29 protein-coding genes and 1 tRNA gene are annotated in these 26,694 nt (G+C 38.8%); 9 read left to right on the top strand and 21 right to left on the bottom strand.

Annotation, left to right across the window (positions count from 1 at the left end; genetic code table 11):
* Window positions 1-73: 73 nt before the first annotated feature.
* The 5 genes from rnr to NSS74_RS22085 all read right to left on the bottom strand — a co-directional run bounded on the left by rnr (window position 74) and on the right by NSS74_RS22085 (window position 5,025).
* Window positions 74-2,506: a ribonuclease R gene (gene rnr, locus NSS74_RS22065; protein WP_418904573.1), complete on the bottom strand. Its 2,433-nt coding sequence runs from the start codon at window positions 2,504-2,506 to the stop codon at window positions 74-76.
* Between the two features lie 222 nt (window positions 2,507-2,728).
* The gene (locus NSS74_RS22070; protein ID WP_162836430.1) at window positions 2,729-3,469 is read right to left on the bottom strand and encodes an alpha/beta hydrolase; all 741 of its coding nucleotides are present in this window, start codon (window positions 3,467-3,469) and stop codon (window positions 2,729-2,731) included.
* A gap of 161 nt (window positions 3,470-3,630) precedes the next feature.
* Window positions 3,631-3,864, bottom strand: a complete 234-nt coding sequence (gene secG / locus NSS74_RS22075) for a preprotein translocase subunit SecG (protein ID WP_002016062.1) — start codon at window positions 3,862-3,864, stop codon at window positions 3,631-3,633.
* A 94-nt stretch (window positions 3,865-3,958) separates the two neighbouring features.
* Entirely contained in the window at window positions 3,959-4,651 is a 693-nt protein-coding gene (locus NSS74_RS22080) for an LrgB family protein (RefSeq protein WP_002129877.1), read from the bottom strand.
* Window positions 4,648-5,025 (bottom strand): CidA/LrgA family holin-like protein, encoded by a 378-nt coding sequence (locus NSS74_RS22085; RefSeq protein ID WP_002016064.1) that lies wholly within the window; start codon window positions 5,023-5,025, stop codon window positions 4,648-4,650. Before NSS74_RS22085 ends, NSS74_RS22080 begins: the two co-directional genes overlap by 4 nt.
* Window positions 5,026-5,311: 286 nt before the next feature.
* Here NSS74_RS22085 and NSS74_RS22090 point away from each other — a divergent pair, with 286 nt between their 5' ends.
* Window positions 5,312-6,262, top strand: a complete 951-nt coding sequence (locus tag NSS74_RS22090; protein WP_340814327.1) for a nucleoside hydrolase — start codon at window positions 5,312-5,314, stop codon at window positions 6,260-6,262.
* Between the two features lie 50 nt (window positions 6,263-6,312).
* On the opposite strand, the gene eno is transcribed toward NSS74_RS22090, so the two are convergent.
* From eno to NSS74_RS22145, 11 genes are all read right to left on the bottom strand, one after another.
* Window positions 6,313-7,608, bottom strand: coding sequence for a phosphopyruvate hydratase (gene eno / locus NSS74_RS22095; protein ID WP_000103948.1), 1,296 nt, complete (start codon window positions 7,606-7,608; stop codon window positions 6,313-6,315).
* Between the two features lie 30 nt (window positions 7,609-7,638).
* Complete coding sequence (gene gpmI / locus NSS74_RS22100) at window positions 7,639-9,168, bottom strand: 2,3-bisphosphoglycerate-independent phosphoglycerate mutase (protein ID WP_002129880.1); 1,530 nt, start codon at window positions 9,166-9,168, stop codon at window positions 7,639-7,641.
* Window positions 9,165-9,920, bottom strand: coding sequence for a triose-phosphate isomerase (tpiA, locus tag NSS74_RS22105; protein ID WP_002159914.1), 756 nt, complete (start codon window positions 9,918-9,920; stop codon window positions 9,165-9,167). Before tpiA ends, gpmI begins: the two co-directional genes overlap by 4 nt.
* A 32-nt stretch (window positions 9,921-9,952) precedes the next feature.
* Window positions 9,953-11,137 (bottom strand): phosphoglycerate kinase, encoded by a 1,185-nt coding sequence (locus tag NSS74_RS22110; protein WP_002016070.1) that lies wholly within the window; start codon window positions 11,135-11,137, stop codon window positions 9,953-9,955.
* Between the two features lie 139 nt (window positions 11,138-11,276).
* Window positions 11,277-12,281 carry a type I glyceraldehyde-3-phosphate dehydrogenase gene (gene gap / locus NSS74_RS22115; RefSeq protein ID WP_002016071.1) on the bottom strand — a complete coding sequence of 335 codons (1,005 nt, stop codon included), beginning with the start codon at window positions 12,279-12,281 and terminating at the stop codon, window positions 11,277-11,279.
* Between the two features lie 26 nt (window positions 12,282-12,307).
* On the bottom strand, window positions 12,308-13,336 hold the full coding sequence (gene cggR, locus NSS74_RS22120) for a gapA transcriptional regulator CggR (protein ID WP_002089545.1): 1,029 nt from the start codon (window positions 13,334-13,336) through the stop codon (window positions 12,308-12,310).
* 135 nt (window positions 13,337-13,471) lie between these two features.
* A complete protein-coding gene (locus tag NSS74_RS22125; RefSeq protein WP_002143722.1) occupies window positions 13,472-13,717 on the bottom strand; it encodes a glutaredoxin family protein in 246 nt (81 codons plus the stop codon).
* A 9-nt stretch (window positions 13,718-13,726) separates the two neighbouring features.
* Window positions 13,727-15,034, bottom strand: coding sequence for an RNA polymerase factor sigma-54 (gene rpoN / locus NSS74_RS22130; RefSeq protein ID WP_002129881.1), 1,308 nt, complete (start codon window positions 15,032-15,034; stop codon window positions 13,727-13,729).
* Window positions 15,035-15,544: 510 nt separating this feature from the next.
* Window positions 15,545-15,811, bottom strand: a complete 267-nt coding sequence (locus tag NSS74_RS22135; protein WP_002143723.1) for a hypothetical protein — start codon at window positions 15,809-15,811, stop codon at window positions 15,545-15,547.
* A 400-nt stretch (window positions 15,812-16,211) separates the two neighbouring features.
* Window positions 16,212-16,287: transfer RNA gene (locus tag NSS74_RS22140), tRNA-Arg, on the bottom strand.
* A gap of 356 nt (window positions 16,288-16,643) precedes the next feature.
* The gene (locus NSS74_RS22145) at window positions 16,644-16,844 is read right to left on the bottom strand and encodes a hypothetical protein (protein ID WP_002129884.1); all 201 of its coding nucleotides are present in this window, start codon (window positions 16,842-16,844) and stop codon (window positions 16,644-16,646) included.
* Window positions 16,845-17,755: 911 nt separating this feature from the next.
* On the opposite strand from NSS74_RS22145, the gene NSS74_RS22150 reads away from it, so the two are divergent.
* From NSS74_RS22150 to clpP, 8 genes are all read left to right on the top strand, one after another.
* Entirely contained in the window at window positions 17,756-17,962 is a 207-nt protein-coding gene (locus tag NSS74_RS22150) for a DUF1657 domain-containing protein (protein WP_000216167.1), read from the top strand.
* A 106-nt stretch (window positions 17,963-18,068) separates the two neighbouring features.
* A complete protein-coding gene (locus NSS74_RS22155; RefSeq protein ID WP_002143725.1) occupies window positions 18,069-18,557 on the top strand; it encodes a YhcN/YlaJ family sporulation lipoprotein in 489 nt (162 codons plus the stop codon).
* Between the two features lie 28 nt (window positions 18,558-18,585).
* Window positions 18,586-19,062 (top strand): stage V sporulation protein AC, encoded by a 477-nt coding sequence (gene spoVAC / locus NSS74_RS22160; RefSeq protein ID WP_002034730.1) that lies wholly within the window; start codon window positions 18,586-18,588, stop codon window positions 19,060-19,062.
* Window positions 19,063-20,079: a stage V sporulation protein AD gene (gene spoVAD, locus NSS74_RS22165; protein ID WP_000938981.1), complete on the top strand. Its 1,017-nt coding sequence runs from the start codon at window positions 19,063-19,065 to the stop codon at window positions 20,077-20,079.
* Window positions 20,076-20,426, top strand: a complete 351-nt coding sequence (spoVAE, locus tag NSS74_RS22170) for a stage V sporulation protein AE (RefSeq protein WP_000575919.1) — start codon at window positions 20,076-20,078, stop codon at window positions 20,424-20,426. The genes spoVAD and spoVAE overlap by 4 nt, the downstream gene beginning before the upstream one ends.
* 9 nt (window positions 20,427-20,435) lie before the next feature.
* The gene (locus NSS74_RS22175) at window positions 20,436-20,642 is read left to right on the top strand and encodes a DUF1657 domain-containing protein (protein ID WP_002034728.1); all 207 of its coding nucleotides are present in this window, start codon (window positions 20,436-20,438) and stop codon (window positions 20,640-20,642) included.
* Between the two features lie 20 nt (window positions 20,643-20,662).
* Window positions 20,663-21,532, top strand: a complete 870-nt coding sequence (locus NSS74_RS22180; protein ID WP_002016080.1) for a DUF421 domain-containing protein — start codon at window positions 20,663-20,665, stop codon at window positions 21,530-21,532.
* Between the two features lie 240 nt (window positions 21,533-21,772).
* On the top strand, window positions 21,773-22,354 hold the full coding sequence (gene clpP, locus NSS74_RS22185; RefSeq protein ID WP_001049163.1) for an ATP-dependent Clp endopeptidase proteolytic subunit ClpP: 582 nt from the start codon (window positions 21,773-21,775) through the stop codon (window positions 22,352-22,354).
* Window positions 22,355-22,877: 523 nt separating this feature from the next.
* Here clpP and NSS74_RS22190 read toward each other — a convergent pair.
* From NSS74_RS22190 to NSS74_RS22210, 5 genes are all read right to left on the bottom strand, one after another.
* Window positions 22,878-23,126 carry an HPr family phosphocarrier protein gene (locus tag NSS74_RS22190; protein WP_002016081.1) on the bottom strand — a complete coding sequence of 83 codons (249 nt, stop codon included), beginning with the start codon at window positions 23,124-23,126 and terminating at the stop codon, window positions 22,878-22,880.
* Between the two features lie 23 nt (window positions 23,127-23,149).
* Window positions 23,150-24,100: a DNA-binding protein WhiA gene (gene whiA, locus NSS74_RS22195; protein WP_002016082.1), complete on the bottom strand. Its 951-nt coding sequence runs from the start codon at window positions 24,098-24,100 to the stop codon at window positions 23,150-23,152.
* Window positions 24,101-24,188: 88 nt separating this feature from the next.
* Complete coding sequence (locus NSS74_RS22200; protein ID WP_002016083.1) at window positions 24,189-25,142, bottom strand: gluconeogenesis factor YvcK family protein; 954 nt, start codon at window positions 25,140-25,142, stop codon at window positions 24,189-24,191.
* 3 nt (window positions 25,143-25,145) lie between these two features.
* On the bottom strand, window positions 25,146-26,027 hold the full coding sequence (rapZ, locus tag NSS74_RS22205) for an RNase adapter RapZ (RefSeq protein ID WP_002016084.1): 882 nt from the start codon (window positions 26,025-26,027) through the stop codon (window positions 25,146-25,148).
* A 20-nt stretch (window positions 26,028-26,047) separates the two neighbouring features.
* Entirely contained in the window at window positions 26,048-26,506 is a 459-nt protein-coding gene (locus NSS74_RS22210) for an NUDIX hydrolase (protein ID WP_002124062.1), read from the bottom strand.
* Window positions 26,507-26,694 lie beyond the last annotated feature (188 nt).

Here is a 26,694-nt window from a genome sequence, read left to right on the forward strand (position 1 = left end):
TTTACCATTGTAACAAATGTAAACAAAAAGCGAAAGTGGCTCGCTCAGAATGTAAGGCGAAGCCACTCTTTTCTTACTTGCGCTTTTTCTTTTTCTTCTTGAATCCTGGTACATTTTCAAAGAATCCTTTTTTCTTCTTACCATTACCATTACTATTACCATCTTTTTTCCCTGGCTGACTAGCGGATGTGGATGCAGATGCAGATGCAGATGCTTTTCCTTTTCCTTGTCCACCACGATCAAACTTTCTTCCTGTGCCGCGTTCACCACCGCGCTCATTACTACGTTCGCTACGTCCACCGCGTTTCTTTCTGCCTGTTCTTGGCTGTTCAATCACAACTGGACGATCTTTGAACTTACGACGAGGTGTGCCTTTCATGCCAACGATTTCAAAGTCGATTGCGCGCTCGTCTTTATTTACGTTAATAACACGAATTGTAATTTCGTCACCGATGCGGAATACGTTACCTGTACGTTCTCCGATCATCGCAAAATGTTTTTCGTCATAACGGTAGTAATCATCTGTTAAATAGCTAACGTGTACAAGACCTTCAATTGTATTTGGAAGCTCTACGAATAAACCGAAGTTTGTTACAGAGCTAATCATACCGTCATACTCTTCACCGATCTTATCGACCATATACTCTGCTTTTTTCATTTCGTCTGTTTCACGCTCTGCTTCAACAGCGCGGCGTTCCATATTAGAAGAGTGCTCTGCAATCTCAGGTAAGTTTTCACGCCATTTCGCTTGCGTTTCGTTGTCTACTTTACCATTAATGATGTATTCACGAATCAATCTATGAACAATCGTATCTGGGTAACGACGAATTGGCGATGTGAAATGCGTGTAGAACTCAGTTGATAAACCAAAATGTCCTAAGCTGTTCGAGTCGTAACGTGCTTGCTTCATAGAACGAAGCATAACTGTTGAAATGACTATTTCTTCCGGCTGACCTTGAACCATTTCAAGAATTTGCTGCAATGCACGAGGGTGTATTTCATTCGCACGTCCCTTTACTGCATATCCGAAGTTTGTTACAAACTCGAAGAAACGCTCAAGCTTATCTTCTTTCGGATCTTCATGGACACGGTACATAAACGGTACGTTCATCCAGTGGAAATGCTCCGCTACTGTTTCGTTCGCAACAAGCATAAACTCTTCAATTAACTTCTCTGATACAGAACGATCACGCATTACAACATCAGTCGGTTTTCCTTCTTCATCTACTAGTACTTTCGCTTCTTTAAAGTCAAAGTCAATCGCACCACGGCGCATACGTTTTTCACGTAAAATTTGTGCTAACTGCCCCATTTCTTTAAACATTGGCACTAGCGGCTCGTAACGTTCAATTAGCGCTTCGTCTTCATCTTCTAAAATGCTTCTTACGTCAGCATACGTCATACGCTCTGTCGTTTTAATTACACTTTGGAAAATCTCGTGTTTTACAACATCACCTAGATTGTTGATTTCCATTTCACAAGATAGTGTCAGACGGTCTACTTTCGGATTTAATGAACAAATACCGTTTGATAAACGATGCGGAATCATCGGAATTACACGGTCTACAAGATATACACTCGTTGCTCTCTCTGCTGCTTCAACATCAATTGGAGAACCTTCTTGAACGTAATGACTTACATCCGCAATATGAACACCAAGCTTATAGTTACCGTTCTCAAGCTTCGTTACTGTAACAGCGTCATCTAAGTCTTTCGCATCCGCACCATCAATTGTAACAATCATTTGATCACGTAAATCACGACGATCTTTTATATCTTCTTCTGAAATCGTTTCTGGTACACTGTTTGCATGCTCCATCACTTCTTCAGGGAATGCTAAAGGTAAATGATGTTTATGAATGACAGATAAAATATCTACTCCTGGGTCATTTTTATGACCTAGAATTTGAATAACTTCACCTTCTGCGCTTAAACGGTTCTCTGGGTAGCCCGTAATTTTCACAACTACTTTATGGCCTTCTACAGCGCCCATAGATGCACTTTTCAAGATAAAAATGTCACTTGTCCAGCGTTTATTATCAGGTATAACAAATCCAAAGTTCTTTGACTCTGTATATGTACCAACTAGTTCCTTCGTTCCACGCTCTAAAATACGAACAATCGCGCCTTCTTGGCGTGATCCACTTGATTGTGCGCTAACACGTGCTAATACTGTATCACCATGAAGTGCACCATTTAATTCTGTCGGCGGGATGAAAAGATCATCATCTCCTGTTTTCTTCTCTTCTGGAACGACGAACGCAAAACCACGTGCGTGCCCAATTAATTTACCGCGTACTAAATTCATTTTTTCTGGAAGACCGTAGCGGTTACTACGTGTGCGGATAACAAGCCCCTTCTCCTCCATCATTACAAGTGCCTTTACGAAATCTTTAAAGCCCTCAGAGCCTTCGATTCCAAATGCCGATTCTAATTCTTGTATCGTTAACGGTTTATACGCTTCTTCCCTCATAAATAATAACAACTTATCAATATGTTCTTGCATGATTTCTTCCAAGCAGAAATACCTCCTTTAAACCCTTATATTATTTAGTGTATCCGAAAGATGGGGGATGTATAAAGTGAAACTTTAATCATCTCCCAATGATTTTTTACAGCTTTCATAAAGTGTAACTTTAACCAGTGGTTTTTTGTCCGTCCCCACTGATTATTAGCCCACAAATAGCGGGATAAAAATTCCCTTATGAAAAAAAGAGGCAACTAGACCTTACCAATCTAGTTGCTCCAAGAAGTTATATACATCCTCATGTAGCACATCACGTTCTTTATCAAGTGTAATGACATGCGTAGAGTCTTCATACCATTTAATGTCTTTTAACGTAGATTCTACACCGTTATAAATAATGTTAGCACTATCTGTATTAATCATCTCATCATGACGTGCTTGTACAACGAATGTTGGAGCATAAATCATATCAACATTATTGCGTACGTCACGAATCAACTCCTGTAATGCTTTTAATGTATTCATTGGTGTCTGTTTAAATTCAAACATTTCCTGCTCAATTCGTTCTGGTGATTTTTGCTCACGCTTTTTATATTCGCGGGCATATGCCAATATACCTTGGTACATAATTTCTTCACTTTTAATGTACATCGGTGCACACATTGGTACAACACCTAAAATCGGTAATGTATAAGCAAGTTTTAATGAGAATACTCCGCCTAATGATAATCCAACCGCAGCTATTTTCTCGTAACCTTGATCTTTTAAATGCTGGTAGGCATTCATTACATCTTTCCACCAGTCTTCAGGACCTGTATGAACAAGCTCTTCTGGTGGTACACCGTGTCCTTTATAAATTGGCGCATGACAAGTATAGCCTTTCTTCTCTAAGAAACGCCCTAGCATGCGTACGTCAGCTGAGTTCCCTGTGAATCCATGTAATAATAAAACAGCGCGGTCTCCACCTTCAAATGTAAATGGTTTTGGAGATGCTAATTTCATCATGTACTTCTCCTCTTTCTCTTCTGTAATCTAGTCGTATTCTTTCTATTCTTAGTGTACCATATTTATAATTCTATAATCTAATTAGAAACTTTTTTTGAATAACAAATCAAAAAAAGAAGAACCATTAGCATAATCCGCTAACGCTTCTTCTTTTAATTTTATAAATTTAAGTACGTAACACCAATTGTTAGTACGAAGAATAGTACAGCTAAGACAACTGTAACACGGTTTAATACCGCTTCAATTCCACGTGCTTTTTGCTTACCAAACAATTGCTCTGCACCACCTGAAATAGCGCCTGAAAGGCCTGAGCTATTACTAGACTGCATAAGTACCATAACAATCATTAAAATCGATACAATAATAAGTAAAACTGATAATAACGTATGCACTTGGCGTACCTCCTACAAAGATTCAGTTATTTTAAATGTAGCATAAATCCTATAGAAAAGCGAGAGCTATAGAATCGCTCTCGCTTTTCTTCTATTACATGAACATCATTGCGAATAACGGTCCAAGCAAACATGTCAAAATTGCTGTTAATGTCATTGTTACCGATCCAATAACACCTTCATGCTCATTATTTTTCATCGCTCTCATAACACCCATAATATGAGACGCACATCCAAAGCCAATCCCTTTACCAACTGAGTTTGTAACACGGCTCCATTTTAATAAAATTGGTCCTGAAATCGTTCCAGTAATCCCTGCGATAACGACGAATGCTGCTGTTAAGGACGGGACACCACCAACTTGTTCAGATACACTCATCGCAACTGGCATTGTCACTGATTTTGGTAAAGAAGATAAAATTAAGCTTTTATCTGTTCCCATAAGTGTGGCGATAGCAAAATCACTTGCAATAGCAACTGTTGTACCTACTAATACACCACCAGCAATTGGTACAACATATTTTTGCAGAACATGACGTTGTTTATAAAGCGGGATTGCAAATGCTACAACACCTGGTCCTAGTAGCTTCGCAATCCAGCCACCACCACTTTCCATATAATTTTGATATGGTATATCAAGCATTATAAATAAGAAAGCCATTAATCCTGTTGCAACAAGCATTGGAATGGTAAATGGTGTTGGAAATAATTTGTAGATTTTTTTAGATAATTGATATAATAGCACCGTAAAAAGAACCCAACCGATTCCGATTAATATTTGGCTCATTGTGTCTCTTTTTCCTTTCTATTCGCAAGATATTGTCCTGTATGTCCTGCGACAATAATAATTAAAAACGTACTCGCTACAACTGTAATGAAAAGGGAAATTCCTTTACTCATAAAAAAAGCACCGTAATTCATTAAGCCAAGCGTTGGCGGAATTAATAAAAACGGCATAATAGCAACGAGTGTTTCTGCTCCTAAATCAAACCATTTCACTGGAAGTACTTTTAGGCTAAGCAAAACAAGTAGGAGGAACATCCCAATCAAACTTCCTGGAATCGGAAGATTCAACATTTCTTGCACCCAATTTCCAACCATATAAAATACATAAAGAGCAGCAATTTGGACAAGAATCTTTGTAAGTTTCATGTTCATCATCCCTCATGTTTATACGATCTTCTGTTAATATCCTTATCATAGTATAAATTGTAAAAACCTGCAATTTATCAAATCGACAACGAAAACCCACTATATTATACGCTTACACCCTTGATATGACTGCGTTTCCTAATGTGATTTATGTCAAAAACCTTGACCTAATATATAAAGTTTATATTTTCTGAATTTTGATGGTTATTATTTTAATAAAACAAAATCCTTCACTCCATTTTTATTCTGCCTTCTCTCTAGCACACATATATATATAAAGATAGGTGGTGAACGCATGTCTAAAAAAATTCTCATTTTTTGTGATCCTGGAATCGACGATGCGATAGCCCTCCTCCTCGCATTCTTTATCGATGAAATTGAAATTATTGGGATTGTCGCTGATTACGGCAATGTTCCAAAAGAAATGGCCGTACAAAATGCTCATTTTCTTAAACAAAAATCAAGAAATAGAGATATGAAAATATTTGGTGGTTCAGACCGTCCTCTCAATGGAGGTCCACCCGCTTTTTTTACTAATATTCACGGTAAAGAAGGGTTAGGCCCAATCATCCCAAATGAAAAGTTACAAAACGGGGAAATGGAGAATTTTTTTGAAGTTATCCCTCTTATCGAGCAGTATAAAGACGAACTAATCATTGTAAGTTTAGGGCGACTCACTTCCCTAGCTGCTTTATTTATTTTATGTAAAAACTTAATGCAGCAAATTAAATCTTATTATGTAATGGGTGGTTCCTTTCTGCACCCAGGTAATGTAACTCCCGTATCAGAAGCGAATTTTTATGGCGATCCAATCGCGGCTAACATTGCATTACAATCTGCATCCAACATGTACATATACCCGTTAAATGTAACTCAGTATTCCATCGTTACACCTGATATGGCTGAATATATTGAGGCGAAAGGAAAGGCTTCTCTCGTCAAACCTCTATTCGATCATTACTACTATGGATATTACGAAAAAATTTTACCACAATTAAAAGGCTGCCCTTTTCATGACACGATACCGATATTAGCTTTACTTGATAATTCTATGTTTACCTACTACAAATCACCAATTACCGTCATGACCGAATCTTACGCTCAAGGAGCAAGCATCGGTGATTTCCGCTCTTTAGTAGGATCAAGCCCATTCACCAATCGGCCCTCGCAGCAAATTGCTATCGATTTTGATTATAATCTCTTCTTTAAATACTTCATGTCACTTATGACAGACGAACAATTTTAGCAAAAAAAAACAGACCGTGATTTCTCACGGTCTGTCGTTATTTTCTACAATTATCGTTTGATGTTGTAGAAAGATTTGATACCATCGTAAACAGCGATTTCGCCTAGTTCGTCTTCGATGCGTAGTAATTGGTTGTACTTAGCAATACGGTCAGTACGGCTCATAGAACCAGTTTTGATTTGGCCAGCGTTAGTTGCAACTGCGATGTCAGCGATTGTAGCATCTTCAGTTTCACCAGAACGGTGAGATACAACTGCTGTGTAACCAGCACGTTTAGCCATTTCGATAGCTTCGAAAGTCTCAGTTAAAGTACCGATTTGGTTAACTTTAATTAAGATTGAGTTAGAGATACCTTTTTCGATACCTTCAGCAAGTTTTTGCGTGTTAGTTACGAATAAGTCGTCACCAACTAATTGTACTTTATCACCGATACGCTCAGTTAATAATTTGTGACCATCCCAGTCGTTTTCGTCTAAACCATCTTCAATAGAGATGATTGGGAAGTCTTTGCAAAGCTCTTCGTAGAAATCAACCATTTCTGCAGAAGTTAAGCCAGTACGGCCTTCGCCTGCAAGGTCATATTTACCAGTTTCTTTGTTGTAGAACTCAGAAGAAGCAACGTCCATTCCTAAGAATACGTTCTCGCCAGCTTTGTAACCAGCTTTTTCGATAGCTTCGATGATGACTTCTAATGCTTCACGGTTAGAACCAAGGTTTGGAGCGAATCCACCTTCGTCACCTACTGCAGTGTTAAGACCTTTGTCATGTAATACAGCTTTAAGTGCATGGAATACTTCAGCACCCATACGGATTGATTCTTTGAATGTTGGAGCACCAACTGGTAAGATCATGAACTCTTGGAAGTCAACGTTGTTATCAGCGTGAGAACCACCGTTGATGATGTTCATCATTGGAGTTGGTAATTGTTTTGCATTGAATCCACCAAGGTAACGGTATAATGGAAGACCTACGAAGTCAGCTGCTGCGTGAGCTACTGCCATAGATACACCAAGGATAGCGTTAGCGCCTAGTTTACCTTTGTTTGGAGTGCCATCTAATTCGATCATAGCACGGTCGATACCAGCTTGGTCAGTTACGTCGAAACCAACGATTTCTGGAGCAATTGCTTCGTTAACGTTGTTTACTGCGTTAAGAACACCTTTACCAAGGTAACGAGATTTGTCACCGTCACGTAATTCTACTGCTTCGTGCTCACCAGTAGATGCACCACTTGGTACGATAGCGCGTCCGAATGCGCCGCTTTCTGTGTAAACTTCTACTTCTACAGTTGGGTTACCACGAGAGTCAAGGACTTCGCGAGCATAAACATCAATAATTGTTGACATAATAAATTCTCTCCTTTTTATATAAGCAAATTATTTAATAATTGTTTTACCTGTCATTTCTTTCGGTTGTTCCACATTTAAAAGTGTAAGCATTGTTGGGGCGATATCTCCTAAAATACCACCTTCACGAAGCTCTACATCATTTTTTGTAACGATGAAAGGAACCGGGTTAGTTGTATGAGCTGTCATTGGTCCACCTTCAGCAGTTAACTCCTGATCGGCATTACCATGGTCAGCAGTAATAAGTGCTACACCATCTTTTGCAAGAATCGCTTCTACAACTTTTCCTAAACATTCGTCAGTTGCTTCTACTGCTTTAATTGTTGGTTCCATCATCCCAGAATGGCCAACCATATCACAGTTTGCAAAGTTAAGAATGATAACATCATGTTTATCATTTTCGATGTCATTTACTAAAGCGTCCGTTACTTCATAAATGCTCATTTCAGGTTTCAAGTCATATGTTGCAACCTTCGGTGAGTTAATTAAAATACGCTCTTCTCCTGGGAATTCAGCCTCACGACCACCGCTAAAGAAGAATGTAACGTGCGGATACTTTTCAGTTTCCGCGATGCGAAGTTGCTTTAATCCCGCTTGCGCAACAACTTCACCTAATGTGTTATCAAGGTTCATTGGCTTGAATGCCACGTAACCATCTACAGTTTCACTGAAATGTGTCATACAAACGAACTCAGGAATGTGAGGTACTTTTTCACCACGATCGAACTCACGGAAGTCTTCGTTTGTAAATACACGAGCAATTTGGATTGCACGGTCTGGACGGAAGTTATAGAAGATAACTGCATCATCATTATTGATTGTTGCAACTGGCGTGTCATCTTCGTTAACAATTACAGATGGCAATACGAATTCATCATGAATACCATTTGCATAAGAGTCTTCTACACACTCTTCTGCTGATTTATAAGTAGGGCCTTCACCATTCACCATAGCACGGTAACATTTTTCTACGCGATCCCAGCGCTTGTCACGGTCCATGGAGTAATAACGACCAGAGATAGTCGCGAATTGTCCTACTCCTGTTTCTTTAATTACTTCATTTGTTGCATCGATATAACCTTTTGCTGTTTGTGGTCCAACATCGCGGCCATCTAAGAAGGCATGGATATATACTTTCTCCACGCCTTCTTTTGCTGCTAAGCGAAGAAGAGCAAACATATGGTTCATGTGACTGTGCACACCACCATCAGAAAGTAAACCGAATAAATGAAGAGCAGTACCTTTTTCTTTCACGCTTTTAATTGCATTTTGGAAAGTTTCGTTCTGATCGAACTCACCTTCACGAATTGCAACGTTTACGCGTGTTAAGCTTTGATATACGATGCGGCCAGCACCGATATTTAAGTGACCAACCTCTGAGTTACCCATTTGACCTGCTGGAAGACCTACTTCCTCACCAGAAGCTGTAAGCGTTGTGTGAGGGAATTTGTTCCAGTAACCATCAAAATTAGGTTTCTTAGCTTGTGCTACAGCATTCCCGTAAGTTTCTTCACGTAGTCCGAAACCATCAAGAATGATTAAAGCTGTTGGCTTTCTCATTTTACCGCCCCCAGAAGACCTAAGAACGAAGCAGGCTCTAAGCTAGCACCGCCAACTAAAGCGCCGTCGATGTCAGATTGTGCCATATACTCTTTAATGTTTTCTGGTTTTACGCTACCGCCGTATTGAATACGAACAGCTTCTGCAGCTTCTGGAGAAACAGCTTCTGCAACAACTTTACGGATGTGCGCACATACTTCATTTGCATCTGCAGAAGAAGAAGATTTACCTGTACCGATAGCCCAGATTGGCTCATAAGCGATAACAGTTACTTTAACTTGCTCTTCTGTTAAACCTGCAAGTGCTTTTGTTACTTGACCTGCTACTAGATCAAATGTTTTTCCGCTTTCGCGCTCTTCTAAAGTCTCACCACAACAAACGATTGGTGTTAAACCATGTTCAAATGCTGCAAGAGTCTTTTTGTTTACTGATTCGTCTGTTTCAGCAAACATTTCACGACGCTCAGAGTGGCCAAGTACTACGTAGCCTACTTTTAAGTCGCTAAGTGCTACTGGGCTAATTTCGCCAGTGAATGCACCATTTTTTTCGAAGTGCATGTTTTGTGCACCTACTTGTAAGTCAGTTCCTTCAGCCTTAGCTACTAAGCGCTCTAAGAATAGAGCTGGAGAGCAAACTACTGCATCAACAGCTGAAGCTGCTGGGATTTGACCTTTAACTTCCTCTACGAAGCTAACTGCTTCAGCTAGAGTTTTATTCATTTTCCAGTTACCTGCGATAATTGGTTTACGCATGCTTTGCACCGTCCTTTTTCTTTGGCTGCTACTTATTTGTCGTTAAGACAAACTACACCTGGAAGCTCTTTACCTTCCATGAATTCTAATGACGCACCGCCGCCAGTAGAAATGTGGCTCATTTTATCAGCCATACCGAATTTTTCAACAGCTGCTGCAGAGTCACCACCGCCGATAACAGAGTATGTATCTTCTGCATCTGCTAATGCTTGCCCTACTGCTTTTGTACCTTCTGCGAATGGAGTCATTTCGAATACACCCATTGGTCCATTCCATACAACAAGCTTAGAGTTTTTAATTACATCTGCATAAATTTCACGTGTTTTAGGACCGATGTCCACGCCTTCCCATGTAGAAGGGATAGAGTCGATACCAACGATTTGAGTTGTTGCAGTTTCAGAGAATTCCTCTGTGATTACAACATCAACTGGCATATAGAAGTTTACGCCTTTTTCTTTTGCAAGTTGCATAAATTCTTTAGCTAGTTCAATTTTGTCGTTTTCACATAGAGATAGACCAATTTCATGACCTAATGCTTTAACGAATGTGTAAGCAAGTCCGCCACCGATGATTAAGTTATCTACTTTGTCTAATAGATGACGAATTACACCGATTTTATCTTTTACTTTCGCACCACCGATGATAGCTGTGAATGGACGTTCTGGGTTAGAAAGTGCTTTACCTAATACATCTAACTCTTTTTCCATTAATAAACCAGATACTGCTGGTAGGTAGTCTGCGATTCCTGCTGTAGAAGCATGAGCACGGTGAGCTGCACCGAATGCATCGTTTACGAAGATATCAGCAAGAGCTGCAAATTCTTTCGCAAGTTCTGCATCGTTCTTTTCTTCGCCCGCATAGAAACGTACGTTTTCAAGAACTAATACGTCGCCTTCGTTCATTGCTGCAACCATTTCTTGTGCAACTGGTCCGAATGCTTCGTCCGCTTTTTTAACATCTTTACCAAGAAGCTCGCCTAAACGTGCTGCTACTGGAGTAAGACGTAATTCTTCTACTGCTTGACCTTTTGGACGGCCTAAATGACTTGCTAAAATTACTTTCGCACCTTGCTCTATTAAATATTGAATTGTAGGAAGAGCTGCACGGATACGAGTTTCATCTGTAATTTTGCCTTCTTTCATAGGTACGTTGAAATCAACGCGGCAAAATACACGCTTACCTTTTAAATCTACGTCACGAATTGATTTTTTGTTCATTGGATTTCCCTCCGACTACTAGTTAGGATTGACAAAACCCATTCAAAAGCTTAACACATTTGCTTCTAAAACGAAAGAAGAGAGAGAGGGAACAAACCCTCTCCCTCGTTTTGTCATTGATTGCTTATATACTTAAGAATTAAAGACCTTTAGAAGTCATGTATGCAGCTAGGTCTACTACGCGGTTAGAGTAACCAGTTTCGTTATCGTACCAAGAAAGTACTTTAACCATGTTACCTTCCATTACCATTGTAGATAATGCATCGATTGTAGAAGAAGCTGTACATCCGTTATAGTCGATAGATACTAATGGCTCTTCGCTGTATCCAAGGATACCTTTTAATTCGCCTTCAGAAGCTGCTTTGAATGCTGCGTTTACATCTTCAACTGTTACTTCTTTGTCAAGTTCAACAACTAAGTCAACAAGAGAAACGTTAGCAGTTGGAACACGTACAGCGCCGCCGTTTAATTTACCTTTAAGTTCTGGTAATACTAATGCTACAGCTTTAGCAGCACCAGTAGATGTTGGGATCATGTTTTCAGCTGCTGCACGAGCACGACGTAAATCTTTGTGTGGTAAGTCTAAGATTTGTTGGTCGTTAGTGTAAGAGTGAATTGTTGTCATCATTCCGCGTTTTACGCCGAATTTTTCGTTTAATACTTTAGCGAATGGAGCTAGACAGTTTGTAGTACAAGAAGCATTAGATACTACGTTGTGGTTAGCTGCATCGTATTGTTCGTGGTTAACACCCATAACTACAGTGATATCTTCGTCAGAAGCTGGAGCTGAGATGATAACTTTCTTAACTGATCCACCTAAGTGTTTCTCAGCGTCTGATTTTTTAGTGAAACGGCCAGTAGATTCTACTACTACTTCTACTCCGTAGTCGCTCCATGGTAATTGAGCTGGGTCACGCTCAGCGATAACTTTAATTTCTTTACCGTTAACAACGATGCTGTTTTCGTTAGCAGATACTTCTGCATTTAAAGTTCCGTGAACTGTATCATATTTTAAAAGGTGAGCTAATGTTTTAGCATCTGTTAAGTCGTTGATTGCTACTACTTCTACCTCAGAGTTGTTAAGAGCTGCGCGGAATACGTTACGTCCGATACGTCCAAATCCATTAATACCAATTTTAGTCATTTAAATTTCCTCCTTGGGGGATTATATTAAAGGGTAATACCCTTTGTTAATTGTTTTGCTGCACCTTCATCTGTAATTAGAATTGAAGTGTGCCCTTGCTTTATTACAGCCTGTATTGCTTTTGCTTTTGAAGAACCTCCAGCGACTGCGACAACGTGAGATACATGTTGTAAATCTTCAAGTTGCATACCAACTGTTCTTACTTTATGAACAACATTTCCTTGTTCATTAAAGTAGTAACCGAAAGCTTCGCCAACTGCTTCGCTTGCCTGAATCTTTAACCAATCTGCTTCTGAAGTATTTCTGCGACGTGCCATTGTTAACGCATCACCAATTCCATGAATGACGATATTGGAAGATCGAATCAACTCAAGAACTTCTTTCACGGAGGGCTCTGTTACAATAGACGCATATGCTTCGCTACTAACGTGATCCGGAACATACAATAAGCGATAATTACTCATCGTATTTTGTGCCATTTTGGCGCAAATGGTATTGGCTTCTAACTCGACACCTTCTCCAATTCCACCACGTGCTGGGACAAATAGCATATGTAAATCTTTGCAATCAAGTTGCATCATGTCCGCAGCAGCAGCTAGCGTAGTTCCTCCAGCCACAGCAACGATATTATTCACTGTCAGACGGTCTTTTATACAAGTCACACAAGCACGGCCCATCTCCAGTTTGACCCAAGGTGATTCATCACTATCACCAGGGACAACGAAAACTTCATCCAAGTCTAATGTTTCCTTAAGTTGTTTTTCTAAAACCTTTAACCCGGAAATTTCTTTCATAAAGTCTTCCAAAGCAAGAACTAAAGCTGTTCCTTCTTCTGTCAAAGTCATTCCAGAAGAAGCGACGTGAACTAAGTTTTGTTCTTTCAAAACTTGAACTTCACTTCGCAATACTCGTTCTGTCATACCGAGACTTGCAGATAAGTTTCTTCTTCCAATCGGCTGCATAAGCCTAATGTACTGAAGCACTTGCATTCTCGTTTGCATAACAGGTAGCAGATCAGGTAATAATTTTTTTGTGTTCTGAATCCATGAGCGCATATCTTTTCTCCTCACTGCATCGGTTCATTTCCCTTCGTGGTCACTTTATGTCCCGTAGTGACATTTTGTGTCCCACTTAGGTTAAAAAAATAATCCCTGCTACGTGTATTATTGTAACAGGAGACAGAAACTTATTCAACTCTTAACTGCATTCTTTATATAGTTTATTATGACACCTTTGTGAATGTTACCATATTCCACTTGTCTTCCGCCTATTTCTACAACAGGAATCATTAGATGGTATTTCTCTAAAAGGTCATTATCTTCATATATATCTATTTCCTCAATTTGAAAAGAATATTCATATTGTACTTCTTTTAAAACTTGTTTCGCCTTCACGCAAAGACCACAATCTTTTTTTGTATATAGTACAACCTTCATCTTCTTCACCTATCCAATTGTTTTTCTTAGAGACGAAGCAGGAATATGCATTTGTTCTCTATACTTCGCAACCGTTCTTCGAGAAATAACGATTTCATGCTCTTCTTCTAATAATTTTGAAATCTTTTGATCCGAAAGTGGCTTTTTCTTATTTTCTGCTCCAACAAGCGTTTGAATGAATTGTTTCACACGCTTTGTAGAAACCGCCTCATCTTCCGTCGTAGAAATAGAATTACTAAAGAATGATTTCATCTCAAATAAACCGTACGGCGTTTGCACATATTTATTACGCGTTGCACGACTAATTGTAGACTCATGCACACCTAACTCTTCCGCCACCTCTTTTAATGCAAGTGGTTTTAAATACTCTGGACCTCCCCAGAAGAAATCATGCTGTTTTTCCATAATAATATTCATCACTTGTAAGAGTGTTTGTTTTCTCTGTTTCAAACTGCGCATAATCCATTGCACATGCTGATACTTCTCCGATACGTAAGAAGCCACTTCACTTTCACTATTATTTAGTAACGCACTATACTCAGAGTGAATTTCAATTCTTGGCATATTTCTCTCATTCATCTGTAAAACGAGATGATCGCCATCTTTTTTTACCGCCATATCAGGCACAATATAAAGTGGTTTATCAGAAGAAAATGCAAGACCTGGTTTCGGCTGCAATGATGTAATACAGTTCACCGCATCCTGTAATTCCTCGTTGGTACACTTCAACACTTGAACGAGCTTTCGCCAATCTTTCTTAACGAAATAATTAAAATGATCATCTATAATTTCTTCCGCTAACCCATTCCTTCTTTGTAAGCGCTTCAATTGGATTGATAGACATTCCTGAATATTACGCGCACCTACCCCTGCTGGCTCTAACGATTGAACAAGCTCCACGGAACAGTCCACTACATCAATTGGCGCAGAAAGAAGCTCTGATAACTCTTCATTTGTTTCTTGTAAATAGCCATTTCCATCCATGTTCATAATAATGAAAGAAGCTGCTTTTCGCTCTTCTTCATCTATTTTATAATACTGTAGTTGATTTAATAAATGTTGCTGAATCGTTGTAGAATCCACACTGTAGATTTCCATTTGATTCTCGACTTGTTTGCGGGTACTTTTACTTGTGTTAGAGCTCTTTTTCTTCTCCCTCTCAAAACCACCTAACTCAATAAGGGGATTCTCTAACGATTGCTCATACAAAAACTCCGATAATTCTTGTACATTATACTGGAGCATTGTAATCGCTTGCCTTAACTCTTGTGTCATTGCCAAACGTAAGCTTTGTTCTTGTAAAAGACTTGCCTTCAAACTAATCTCCCCCTTGTTTCTATTGTACAATAAGTTTGGTAAAAGGAGAATCCTCACGCAGACACCCATTCCAAAATATTATTAATTTATATGTATTAATGAGATTTAGATCTTACAACCGAAATTTGAATAATATTGAAAGAAAATAATAACGCATAAAAATTATTACCACATACTAATAGTAAATCTTATTATCAGATATAACAAGTGATAATAAAAAAAGGTCTGAACTTATACTTGTAAGTTCAGACCTTTTTTACAATGGCGAGTACATATCGAATATTACACGTTTCTTCACCATTGTCGCATTTTCATTTGATAGATTAATTCCGTTCGTATCCTCTACGAGTACCACACGCACCAAATTCACAGCGTTGCGATTTGCTATAAAGATACTTTCTTGTTTATCTGCTTTGTGTAATTTTCGAATTGTGACTTGGATTACCTCTGAGTTCTTTTTCCAGGGTCTATTCGTACAAGTGAACAACATTTATGACATGTACTTTTTACTTAACTGCAATAAATACCTAGCGATGCCGTTATCTTATAAACTTCATTGAAATTTTCATCTTCCATGAAGACCTCCATGATTTCAGGTATTCCTTTTGCATACGCAACTAACATTTCGAATGCATCATCTTTCGTTATCTTGTGACGAGTCACACTACTGTTGTGATGTTCCATCGTTACATAATAGACCTTTTCTCCGCACTCCTCTTCTTCAATACATGTAAGAAACGATTTTATTTCAAATAGCTTGCGAGAACCTTTTTTCATTCTTCTTCTCCTTCATAACGGTCAAGAAAGTCCGATAATGCCAACGAAAGATGATCACTTTTATTAAACTTCAGCTTACTGGCAAAGACGGCTAGCCTGCCCCTATTGCTTTGTGAATCACTACTATCTTACGTGTCATATCTTCGTTCAGCAACTTAACAATACGCTTGTGCAATATATCTCGTTACAATTTCTTTTAGTGCTAAAATCTGTTCTGATTTGAATTGCATTTCACTCTTTAATTCTTTTCATAACGAAAAACCCCCTATACACGATTATTTCTAATCACATACAAGGGGTTTTTTTAGATTTGCTATTAATTTTCAACACGTTCTTCACGCTATTATGTGCTATTTACTCAATACTTTTAAATAGAACACATCACAACAACAATACATAACGCGCCCAGAGGGATTCGAACCCCCGGCAGACGTGGTACCGGAAACCACCGCTCTATCCGACTGAGCTATGGGCGCATGAGATTATGATAATATCAACGGTTTGCTTCCGTCTTCTTCCGATTTGTTCTTACCGAAAGTTAAACGTAGGATACGAACACCAACACGTAGACGTTCGCTTCTTTACATATGGATATTATATCCTGACGCTAACCTAATACGCAAGCATAAAAACCTCTTCTACACTAGCTTTAGCGCGCAGTTTTCCTTCTTTCGTTCCCCCTTAATCTACTTAAATCGAAATAGAACGCATATAGGCTCATAACTTCATCATATTAAATCTAATCGTCTAGAATTACATCTCTCGGCATCGCACTTTTCGCATATAGTCTATAAAAAAAAGACAGGCGAAGTGATGCCCGCCCATCTCCGCACTATTTTATATATTTTGATCGCAGGCTAAATATATCTTCCCCTTCACGAATGCCTGCCGATCCCTTCCTCACATTTTTTACGACAGTCCAATTCGGGTTAGTTTCATCACCTATGTTCTGTACTGTAAAGTTGCCGTCACCATATTCTCGGTGACCTTCTGCCAATTTCTCCGTTAAATCATTCTCTTTTGATCTCACCATCTTTGCGCCATCTCCCTTTTTATACAACCCTCTTAAACTGTCCAACCGATCACACGTCCAGTCAATTGGAGATCCTCGTTTTCCGCTTCGATTAATTTTAACACACTGTCGGGGGTAAGTTCCGATAACGGCTGCCCAATCGCATTAGAAACGTTATTTTCTTTGATAGTAGAAACTCGGCGAGGATTGGGTAAAAGACAATTCGCTGGGCTACGTCAGGACTTCGCGAGAGATCAACCCCCTGATTTAAAAATCACAAATACTATCTCTAAGGGACTCCTGCGACGGCTCAGCGGGGTGGCTTGGAGGGTTCGGAAAATTTTCGTTTGGGTTGGCTTGTGGTGAATAGCGTATTCATTTTGATGAATGACGAATACAACATAAATGACTTTTGTTACTTTCGACTTTCTCTTCTAAACGTTGATTTAAAAGAATTCGCAAGACTTTCGATGAACAAAACAATTCGTAAATGTTTTATGCATTAAAAGAAACGTTGATTTAATAACGTTCTTCTTTCGTGAATGACTTCGATTGAATGAATAAGATAATGAAGATATTATTTTTTTAAAACTGGATACATCTTTTTTTTACTATACAAGAAAATTTTATTTTAAATTGAAAATAACTACAAGAATAGAAATATATATATTTTATCGATGTGTTTTTTGTGAATAATTAGAAATTTAGCCTCATGTAATTTTCAGTTACTTTTTAATCTTCAACAGGTAACATACCTACATCATGAATTACATATCATCCTCTTCCATCTTATAAAGCGCCACTATAACAAAGAATTCATTGACGCTTGAATCAAAGCTTCAACTTCAAAAACCTAAATTTTCCAATCATAAATTCACCCAAACCCACAAATTATAATCTTTGAATTGATATTCCAAAGGGGGCTTCATTCAATGACTGTAATTACAAAACTAAAGCAAACTGTTTCTGGATTAAAAAGTGCACAAGCTAGCTTAGAGGGATTCGCTCTTGATACGGATAACCAACAAGCAAAGCAACTTTTCCAAACAGCTGCGCAGCAAACACAAACAATTATTGATTCTTTAAACCCACGTGTTGAAGAAGTCCAGCAAGAAGAACCACAATACACACAGCAATAACCAAAGGTGCCATTGTATCTAATGGTACACAATTTGAGAAAAAGGGTGATATGCAATCATCCTTTTTTCTCAAATTACATAATGCAATAGAAATGGAATGATTATAATGCGAAAACTCGGAATCATAACCGCGTTATTTATGCTCCTATTCGGTTCACTTACCGGATGTGATAATAGCCCGTTAGATAAAAAAGTAAAGAAAGAAGAAGCTAAGCGAACAGATGAGAAAAAGGGCCCTAAATTAACAAAAATGAGTACAGAATCCTTTAATCAATCTATATCGCAAGAAGCTAAGAAAAAAGCTCTCACTATAGAGGGAATTACAGAAGCCACCGCAGTTAATACAAATTTAGATCTTTACATAGCCGTTAAACCTGAACATCACGAAAGATTTGGTTTAAAGCCTTTAAGAAGTAAATTAAAAAAGAAGCTAAGTGATGAAAACCCTACTTTCGATATTCGTGTAAGTACAGACAAAAAGATCTTTATGCTCATAGAAGAACTTGAAAACAAAATTAAGAAAAAGAAAGTGAGTAAGGATGGCATTAAAGAACAGTTAAAACTCATTCAATCAGAAATGGGATCTAATATTTAAGCTTTCTAAAAGAGAAGGAAGGATTCAAATGTCTAGTAAAGATAAAAATTTAACACCTGTACAACAAGAATATAAAAAATTCGAACAACAGCGCGAACCGAAGCGCCCCGTTTTAAAAAATTGTATAAAAGCTTTTTTCGTCGGGGGATTAATTTGTCTAATAGGCCAACTGATTTCCACCTTTTATATTACGTACTTTGATTTCACTGAAAGATCTGCCGGGAACCCTACCGTTGCAACTCTTATTTTTATCTCCATGCTACTAACGGGATTTGGCGTCTACGATCGCCTCGGACAATTTGCTGGTGCTGGTACCGCAGTTCCCGTTACTGGATTTGGTAACTCTGTTATTGCCGCGTGTATTGAACACCGTACAGAAGGGTTCGTTCTCGGCGTTGGTGGTAACATGTTTAAACTAGCAGGATCGGTCATCTTATTTGGCGTATTTTCAGCTTTTGTCATCGCTCTTATTAAAACGATTCTCTTTCAATGGGGAGGGCTGTAAATGTTACAAGGACACCGAACATGGGTATTCGAAAACAAACCAGTTATCATCTCAACAGGTGTAGTCGGTGGCCCATTTGAGGCAAATGGAAAAATTCCTGAAGACTTCGATACCCTGCATGAAGATTTATGGCTCGGACAAGATTCTTACGAAAAGGCGCATAAAATTTTATTTGAAGAAGCTTGTAGCCGCGCTACCGAAAAGGCAAAGCTCCGTAAAGACGATATTCAATTCGTACTCGCAGGGGATTTAATTAACCAAATAACTCCAACGAGCTTTGCATGCCGCACACTCGGAACACCTTATCTCGGTTTATTCGGCGCCTGTTCTACCTCTATGGAAGGCTTAGCACTCGGCGCAAGTATCGTAAATGCAAAAGGTGCAAAGTATTTATTAACTGGGGCATCAAGTCATAACGCTGCGGTAGAAAAACAATTCCGCTATCCAACTGAATATGGTGGTCAAAAACCTCCTACGGCTCAGTGGACAGTGACCGGTGCAGGCGCGGCTATTTTAAGCGACACTGGATATGGTCCACAAGTAACATCGGCCACCATTGGACGAGTTATTGATATGGGACTAACAGATCCTTTTAATATGGGTGGTGCGATGGCGCCAGCTGCTGTCGATACGATTGAAGCTCATTTACGCGAACGACAAATTGACGCCTCTTATTACGACTTAATCGTAACAGGTGACCTTGGACATGTCGGTCGCGAAATCGCTTACGACCTACTACATAAACATGGAACAAAGGTAAAGAGCGAGCAATTTCAAGATTGCGGAATCATCATTTATAGAGAAGGTCAACCTGTCATAGCTGGTGGAAGTGGTCCCGGCTGTTCAGCAACAGTCGTATACGGACATTTATTAAACCGAATGAAAAGAGGAGAATTCAAGAAAATACTTGTCGTTGCGACAGGCGCTTTACTATCTCCACTTACATTCCAACAAGAAGAAACGATTCCGTGCATCGCTCACGCTGTTTCGATTGAATTTGGAGGTGCAACGCAATGATTTTTTTCTGGGCTTTCGTCATTGGTGGACTCATATGCGTAATCGGACAGCTTATGTTTGATGTCGGCAAACTAACCCCCGCTCATACGATGGCAACACTCGTTGTTGCTGGAGCTATATTAGATGGATTCAATCTGTATGAACCATTAATCGACTTTGCAGGCGCTGGGGCAACTGTACCTATTACAAGTTTCGGTAATGCCCTCGTTCATGGCGCGATGGAGGAAGCAGCCAAACATGGCATCGTCGGCGTTATTACCGGCATGTTTAAAGTAACGAGTGCTGGTGTATCAGCTGCCATTATTTTCGGCTTCATTGGAGCATTGCTATTCAAACCGAAAGGATAAGGTGTTCGTATGACAGTTATCGCTAGCGTTAAAACCTGCCTTGCCAGTGTAAGGGGCGCTCAAGCAAGTTTAAGCTCCCTTTCACTAAATTCACAGGACGCGGAATCAAAACGTGTATTTCATGAATGTATGTTAGAAATGGACAGCATCATCACCGATTTACAGAATAGAGTTTCAGTATTAGAACGTGAAGAACCTCAATATAAAGGGTTTTAAGTAGACTGGAGGAAATGACTATGTCTCACCTGCCGGAATGGACACTTGTCATTCTTCGCTCTGTATTCATATTAATTATTTTATTCGCTATTACGAAATGGTTAGGAAAAAGACAAATCTCTCAGCTCTCCTTTTTTGAATACATAGCCGGAATGACAATCGGTGACATCGCTGCCCAAGTATCTACAGGGCTTGATTCAAAATTTTTCCACGGCGTCTTTGCGATACTCATTTTCGCTGTGGTACCTTTTTTCACTGGAATCCTCTCTTTAAAGAACAAAACAGCTCGAGATTTTTTTGAAGGAAAATCTACCGTATTAATAAAAGATGGCAAAATACTTGAAGATAATTTAAAGAAAGAAAAGTATACAAGTGATGAATTACTTGAGCTTCTCAGAGGAAAAAATGCGTTCAGCGTAGCTGATGTTGAATTTGCTGTACTAGAACCGAGCGGTGAATTAAATGTATTATTAAAGAAAGATCGCCAACCACTTACAGCAAAAGATATCAGCTTAAAAGTGCCAAACGAAAAAGAACCGCAAACTGTTATTATGGATGGAAATGTATTAGATGAACCTCTTTCTGCTAGCGGGCATAATCGCGCTTGGTTACATTCTGAGCTAGAAAAACTCGGTGTTGTCATTGAAAATGTCTTTCTTGGTCAAGTTGATTCATACGGACAACTTACTATCGACATCTATAATGATAAACTCCAAATGCCTTCTCCTCAAAACAAGCCTTTACTATTGGCATCCTTAAAGAAATGCAATGCAGATCTTGAATTATTCTCTTTAGAAACGAAATCAAAATCAGCGAGTGATATGTATAGTAAAAACGCAAAACAAATCGAGAAAATCTTAAATAAAGTAACCTATCTGTTAAAAGAATAAAAAATGAAAGAACGCTTCTATACAAAAGGCGTTCTTTTGCCTTTCCCACACCATTAATCACGTTTAAATTTATGTAATTCGGTTATGATGTTGAAGATACATAAGCAGGGAATTTTAAAAACATAGCGAATAAATCATGATACAACTACATATTTTTTGATTTAAAGTGGTTTCGTTTGACCTTCATTGACCATAATTGTATTATAAGACTAAGAAAGCTTTTAAAGGAGGAAATAACAGATGAATTTAATTCCTACAGTAATTGAACAAACAAATCGTGGAGAACGCGCTTACGATATTTACTCTCGACTATTAAAAGATCGCATCATTATGCTTGGTAGCGCAATTGATGACAACGTAGCAAACTCAATCGTTTCCCAGCTTTTATTCTTGGAATCTCAAGATCCAGAAAAAGATATTCACATTTACATCAACAGCCCTGGTGGTTCTATCACAGCTGGTATGGCAATTTACGATACAATGCAGTTTATTAAACCACAAGTATCAACAATCTGTATCGGTATGGCTGCATCTATGGGTGCATTCTTACTTGCAGCAGGTGAAAAAGGAAAACGTTACGCACTTCCAAACAGTGAAGTTATGATTCACCAACCACTTGGCGGAGCACAAGGTCAAGCGACTGAAATCGAAATCGCTGCAAAACGTATCCTATTCTTACGTGAAAAATTAAACCAAATTCTTGCTGACCGCACAGGTCAACCACTTGAAGTTCTACAACGCGACACAGACCGCGACAACTTCATGACAGCAGAAAGAGCTCTAGAATACGGCTTAATCGATAAGATCTTTACAAATCGTTAATACTTAAAAGCGGAAGTGGCTCGTTCAGAATCGCAGGGCGTTGGAGCTTTTACATCCGAGGCGCTTTTTGCCTCGAATGTAAAAGCGAAACGACCGGAGATTCTAGCCACTGGAGCTGGATATACTTAAAAGCGGAAGCGGCTCGTTCAGAATGAGAGGGGGATGGAGCTTCTGACAAAGAGGTGCTTTTTACCTCGACGGAAGAAGCGAAGCCACCGACCATTCTAGCCGCTGGAGCTGGATACATCTATAAGCGGAAGCGCCCTATTACAGGGCGCTTTTTTTATTATGTACAAGGGTATCACATACCCCACCTAGTATCTAATCCAATATATCGGTGATTTTTCAATTTTATCGACCACAACTCAAATTATATCGGCGTTTCGACACAACTTATCGACTTACCGACCATTCCCGACAAGCGCGAACCAGCTATATACCCACCGATCATTCGTTATCACACCAACCACGCACCCCACAAACAGAAAAATAAAAAAAGCTATCGCACATTCGCGATAACCCTTTATTGTACATATGCAGTTAATGCTTCCAAAGCCTCTTCTGCATCTGAACCTTCTGTTGTGATTGTAATCATGCTACCAGTTCCGATTGCTAAGCTCATAATCCCCATTATGCTCTTTGCATTCACTGTCTTTCCATCTTTCTCGATGAAGATATCCGCATGAAAGCGATTTGCCTCTTGTACAAACAACGCAGCCGGACGTGCTTGTAAGCCGTTTTTTAATGCCACTTTAACCAGTTTTTGAACCACAGCTCCATTTCCCCTTTAACCTTTTATTTTTTTGCTACTGTTTCCCCCGCGCGTAATTTCTCTGCAATTTCATCGATTTTACGCAAACGATGATTAATACCCGATTTACTAATTTTCCCCCCGGATACCATCTCACCTAACTCTTTCAATGTTACATCTTGATAATCTCTTCGTAACTGTGCAATTTCTCTTAATTTATCTGGCAAAATATCAAGCCCCACCGTCTCATCAATATAGCGGATGTTCTCAATTTGCCTTAGCGCTGCACCAATTGTTTTATTTAAATTAGCTGTTTCGCAGTTAACTAAACGATTTACTGAATTACGCATATCGCGAACAATTCGAATATCTTCAAATCTTAAAAGTGCATTATGAGCACCTATAATATTTAAAAACTCTGTAATTTTTTCAGCTTCTTTCAAATACGTAATGTACCCTTTTCTTCTTTCCAACGTCTTACTATTTAAATCAAATCCGTTCATCAGTTCACATATAGAATCATTATGTTCCTTATATAACGAAAAGATCTCTAAATGATAAGATGATGTTTCTGGGTTATTTACTGAACCACCTGCTAAAAATGCACCGCGTAAATACGATCGTTTACAACATTTCTTCTCGATTAATTCCTGCGATATATTTCGAATAAACGAAAAGTCATCTCGAACAATGTGAAGATCTGCTAATATTTCGCGAGACTTCTCAACAAGCCGCACGATATATACATTATTTTTCTTCAATCGCATTTTTTTACGAACAAGTAATTCTACCGTCACATCATATCCTTTTTTCAAAAGCGTATAAATCCTTCTTGCAATTGCTGCATTTTCCGTTTGAATATCGATAGATAGGCGACGGTTTGAAAAAGAAAGCGATCCGTTCATTCGAAGCAACGCCGATAATTCTGATTTCTCGCAGCATTCCTTCATTTCAAGGTTGGTCAACTCTTTCTTTGTTTCTGATGCAAATGACACAGTCAACACCTCCTTATACTATTACTTTGGAACAAAAATCTTGTCCTATATGAATGAGGAGCGTTACCTCAAATGAGGCAACGCACATTTATAACAATGAATATAAAATAGAAGCTAACTTTAATGTATCATGTCTTACAACACGATCATCATATTTCGCTAATCGATCTTGAATGATTTCGATATTATGTTCAGCAAAACGATTTGTATCCAGTGCAACTGGTTCCGACATCTCTTCCTCATATAACTTACGTAATTCACGAGGAATATCACGATTATTTACAATCGCAGTGTCGATAAATGGTTTACCTAAATGATCATGTAACGCCTGCACATGATCAAATGCAGTATAACCCTTCGTTTCGCCCGCTTGCGTCATAACATTACATACATATACCTTCTTCGCTTTTGCAGCAAGAACAGCGTCTCCAATTTTGTTAACAACTAAATTCGGTAATATACTTGTGTACAGACTTCCTGGACCGAAAACAAGCAAATCAGCTCGTTTAATTTCCGTCAACGTTTCACATAACGGTTCTACATCTTCTGGAGTTAAAAAGACACGATTAATCTTCTTCCCGAAATGAGGAATCTTTGATTCACCTGTTACAATTTCTCCATCTTCTAATTCTGCATGAAGTACCGCACTTTGATTCGCTGCTGGTAATACACGTCCTCTGACATTTAATACTTTACTCGTTTCCGTAATCGCGTGGTAAAAGTCTCCTGTAATCGAAGTCATACCTGCCAATAGTAAATTTCCTAACGCATGCCCTTTCAGTCCGTCTCCAGTTGTAAAACGGTGCTGAAATAAAGCCTCCACTAATGGTTCTACATCCGATAACGCAACAAGTACGTTACGAATATCACCTGGAGGTGGAATTTCTAGCTCATCACGTAGTCTACCTGAACTGCCTCCATCGTCGGCTACTGTTACAACTGCTGTAATATCAACAGGATATTGTTTTAATCCCCTTAATAAAACAGAAAGTCCAGTTCCACCTCCCATGATAACAATTTTAGGTTTTCTCTCTTTTTTCATCCCTTAATGGCCCTTTCTCTTCTCCACATCACGATGAGATACATGAACGCTATACTCTGGTTTCAAATGTTTCCCAAGGTACTCTGTAAGCGTAACAGAACGATGTTGCCCACCTGTACATCCAATCGCAATTACAAGTTGACTCTTACCTTCTCTTTTATAATGAGGCAGCATGAAAGTGATAAGATCCGTCAATTTCTCTAAAAACTTATGTGTTTCATTAAATTTCAACACATACGACGAAACTTCTTCATCCAGTCCTGTTAATGGCTTCATATGTGGAATATAATATGGATTTGGTAAAAAACGAACATCAAATACTAAATCAGCATCAATTGGAATTCCGTACTTAAATCCAAATGACATAACATTTACACGAAATGCTTGCTCAGTTTCTGTTGAGAATAAGTGAACAATTTTTTCTCGTAATTCTTTCGGTTTCAAATCAGATGTATCAAGCACAATATTCGCTCGTGCCTTCATATCAGTTAAGAGACCACGCTCAGCTTCAATTCCCTTTAACGGCAAGCCAGTTGGCGCAAGTGGATGCGAACGTCTCGTTTCTTTATAACGAGTTACAAGTGTGCTATCTTTCGCATCTAAAAATAAAATATGAGGAATAATCCATGTACGTTCTGATAAATCATCAAGCGCTCCCCATAAATATTCAAAAAACTCTCGGCCACGTAAATCAATACCGAGTGCCACTTTATTCATTTTACCTTTTGAATCTGCCATAAGTTCAATAAACTTCGGCAATAACATCGGTGGTAAATTATCTACACAAAAATATCCTAAATCTTCGAAACTTTGTAACGCTACCGTCTTTCCAGCTCCAGACATCCCTGTAATAATTACCATTTTTATATCATTATTCTCTGTCATCGTATCCTCTCCTTGCAGGTTTAACTCGGATCTAATCGATATGAAAGCAACTCAAAATCTGGGGTATATACAAATGTACCGTAGATTATACCATTCCCTTTAATTAAATAATCAATAATGTGATAATCTCCTGGTGCCATTGCTAAATCATCAATTTTATCAAATGTATGCCAACCAATGATGCCTTCTTCGCTCTCTAATTTGTTTTCTCCTGCAAAATCTGTTGCTAAAAAGGAGAACATCATCCATTCAGAAACAACTTTATCACCTTCTTGGATGACAAAAGTGAAGACCCCTTTTAATGCTGGATTCTTTAAATAAATACCTGTTTCTTCACGATACTCGCGAACAACGGTATCTCTTACTGTCTCACCACGCTCCATTTTCCCGCCCGGTGCAACCCACCAATTCCGGCGAGGTTTTTGGAGTAAGAGTACTTCATTATCTCTAATTAACACACAGTTTGTCACTCTTTGCATGTTTCTTCACCTCAGCTACTTGCAGCAAAATTTCTCACTGCATACTCATTTCATTATACTATCAAAAACAGTTTGCTACAACGAAGGTGCCAGTCCCCTTTCGCTAAGCAATTGTAAAAATTCTTTCTGTAACAAGCAATCAAAATACCTTACTTCCCATGAATAGCACATAAAAATCCCCTTAACGA

This window comes from Bacillus sp. FSL E2-8868, assembly GCF_038005505.1.
In the GTDB taxonomy this organism is placed as follows: Bacteria; Bacillota; Bacilli; order Bacillales; family Bacillaceae_G; genus Bacillus_A; species Bacillus_A mycoides.

Excerpts from the sequence above, each read along its gene's own strand:
- NSS74_RS22175 (WP_002034728.1), top strand. The coding sequence starts at position 20,436 with ATGACAGTTATCGCTAGCGTTAAAACCTGCCTTGCCAGTGTAAGGGGC.
- eno (WP_000103948.1), bottom strand. The coding sequence starts at position 7,608 with ATGTCAACAATTATTGATGTTTATGCTCGCGAAGTCCTTGACTCTCGT.
- clpP (WP_001049163.1), top strand. The coding sequence starts at position 21,773 with ATGAATTTAATTCCTACAGTAATTGAACAAACAAATCGTGGAGAACGC.
- gpmI (WP_002129880.1), bottom strand. The coding sequence starts at position 9,168 with ATGAGAAAGCCAACAGCTTTAATCATTCTTGATGGTTTCGGACTACGT.
- spoVAC (WP_002034730.1), top strand. The coding sequence starts at position 18,586 with ATGTCTAGTAAAGATAAAAATTTAACACCTGTACAACAAGAATATAAA.
- NSS74_RS22145 (WP_002129884.1), bottom strand. The coding sequence starts at position 16,844 with ATGGTGAGATCAAAAGAGAATGATTTAACGGAGAAATTGGCAGAAGGT.
- gap (WP_002016071.1), bottom strand. The coding sequence starts at position 12,281 with ATGACTAAAATTGGTATTAATGGATTTGGACGTATCGGACGTAACGTA.
- NSS74_RS22150 (WP_000216167.1), top strand. The coding sequence starts at position 17,756 with ATGACTGTAATTACAAAACTAAAGCAAACTGTTTCTGGATTAAAAAGT.
- spoVAD (WP_000938981.1), top strand. The coding sequence starts at position 19,063 with ATGTTACAAGGACACCGAACATGGGTATTCGAAAACAAACCAGTTATC.
- NSS74_RS22155 (WP_002143725.1), top strand. The coding sequence starts at position 18,069 with ATGCGAAAACTCGGAATCATAACCGCGTTATTTATGCTCCTATTCGGT.
- NSS74_RS22210 (WP_002124062.1), bottom strand. The coding sequence starts at position 26,506 with ATGCAAAGAGTGACAAACTGTGTGTTAATTAGAGATAATGAAGTACTC.
- NSS74_RS22110 (WP_002016070.1), bottom strand. The coding sequence starts at position 11,137 with ATGAACAAAAAATCAATTCGTGACGTAGATTTAAAAGGTAAGCGTGTA.
- NSS74_RS22135 (WP_002143723.1), bottom strand. The coding sequence starts at position 15,811 with ATGAAAAAAGGTTCTCGCAAGCTATTTGAAATAAAATCGTTTCTTACA.
- NSS74_RS22080 (WP_002129877.1), bottom strand. The coding sequence starts at position 4,651 with ATGAGCCAAATATTAATCGGAATCGGTTGGGTTCTTTTTACGGTGCTA.
- cggR (WP_002089545.1), bottom strand. The coding sequence starts at position 13,336 with ATGCGCTCATGGATTCAGAACACAAAAAAATTATTACCTGATCTGCTA.
- tpiA (WP_002159914.1), bottom strand. The coding sequence starts at position 9,920 with ATGCGTAAACCAATTATCGCAGGTAACTGGAAAATGAATAAAACTCTA.
- rnr (WP_418904573.1), bottom strand. The coding sequence starts at position 2,506 with ATGCAAGAACATATTGATAAGTTGTTATTATTTATGAGGGAAGAAGCG.
- rapZ (WP_002016084.1), bottom strand. The coding sequence starts at position 26,027 with ATGACAGAGAATAATGATATAAAAATGGTAATTATTACAGGGATGTCT.
- spoVAE (WP_000575919.1), top strand. The coding sequence starts at position 20,076 with ATGATTTTTTTCTGGGCTTTCGTCATTGGTGGACTCATATGCGTAATC.
- NSS74_RS22125 (WP_002143722.1), bottom strand. The coding sequence starts at position 13,717 with ATGAAGGTTGTACTATATACAAAAAAAGATTGTGGTCTTTGCGTGAAG.
- NSS74_RS22200 (WP_002016083.1), bottom strand. The coding sequence starts at position 25,142 with ATGAAAAAAGAGAGAAAACCTAAAATTGTTATCATGGGAGGTGGAACT.
- NSS74_RS22085 (WP_002016064.1), bottom strand. The coding sequence starts at position 5,025 with ATGATGAACATGAAACTTACAAAGATTCTTGTCCAAATTGCTGCTCTT.
- NSS74_RS22180 (WP_002016080.1), top strand. The coding sequence starts at position 20,663 with ATGTCTCACCTGCCGGAATGGACACTTGTCATTCTTCGCTCTGTATTC.
- NSS74_RS22070 (WP_162836430.1), bottom strand. The coding sequence starts at position 3,469 with ATGAAATTAGCATCTCCAAAACCATTTACATTTGAAGGTGGAGACCGC.
- NSS74_RS22090 (WP_340814327.1), top strand. The coding sequence starts at position 5,312 with ATGTCTAAAAAAATTCTCATTTTTTGTGATCCTGGAATCGACGATGCG.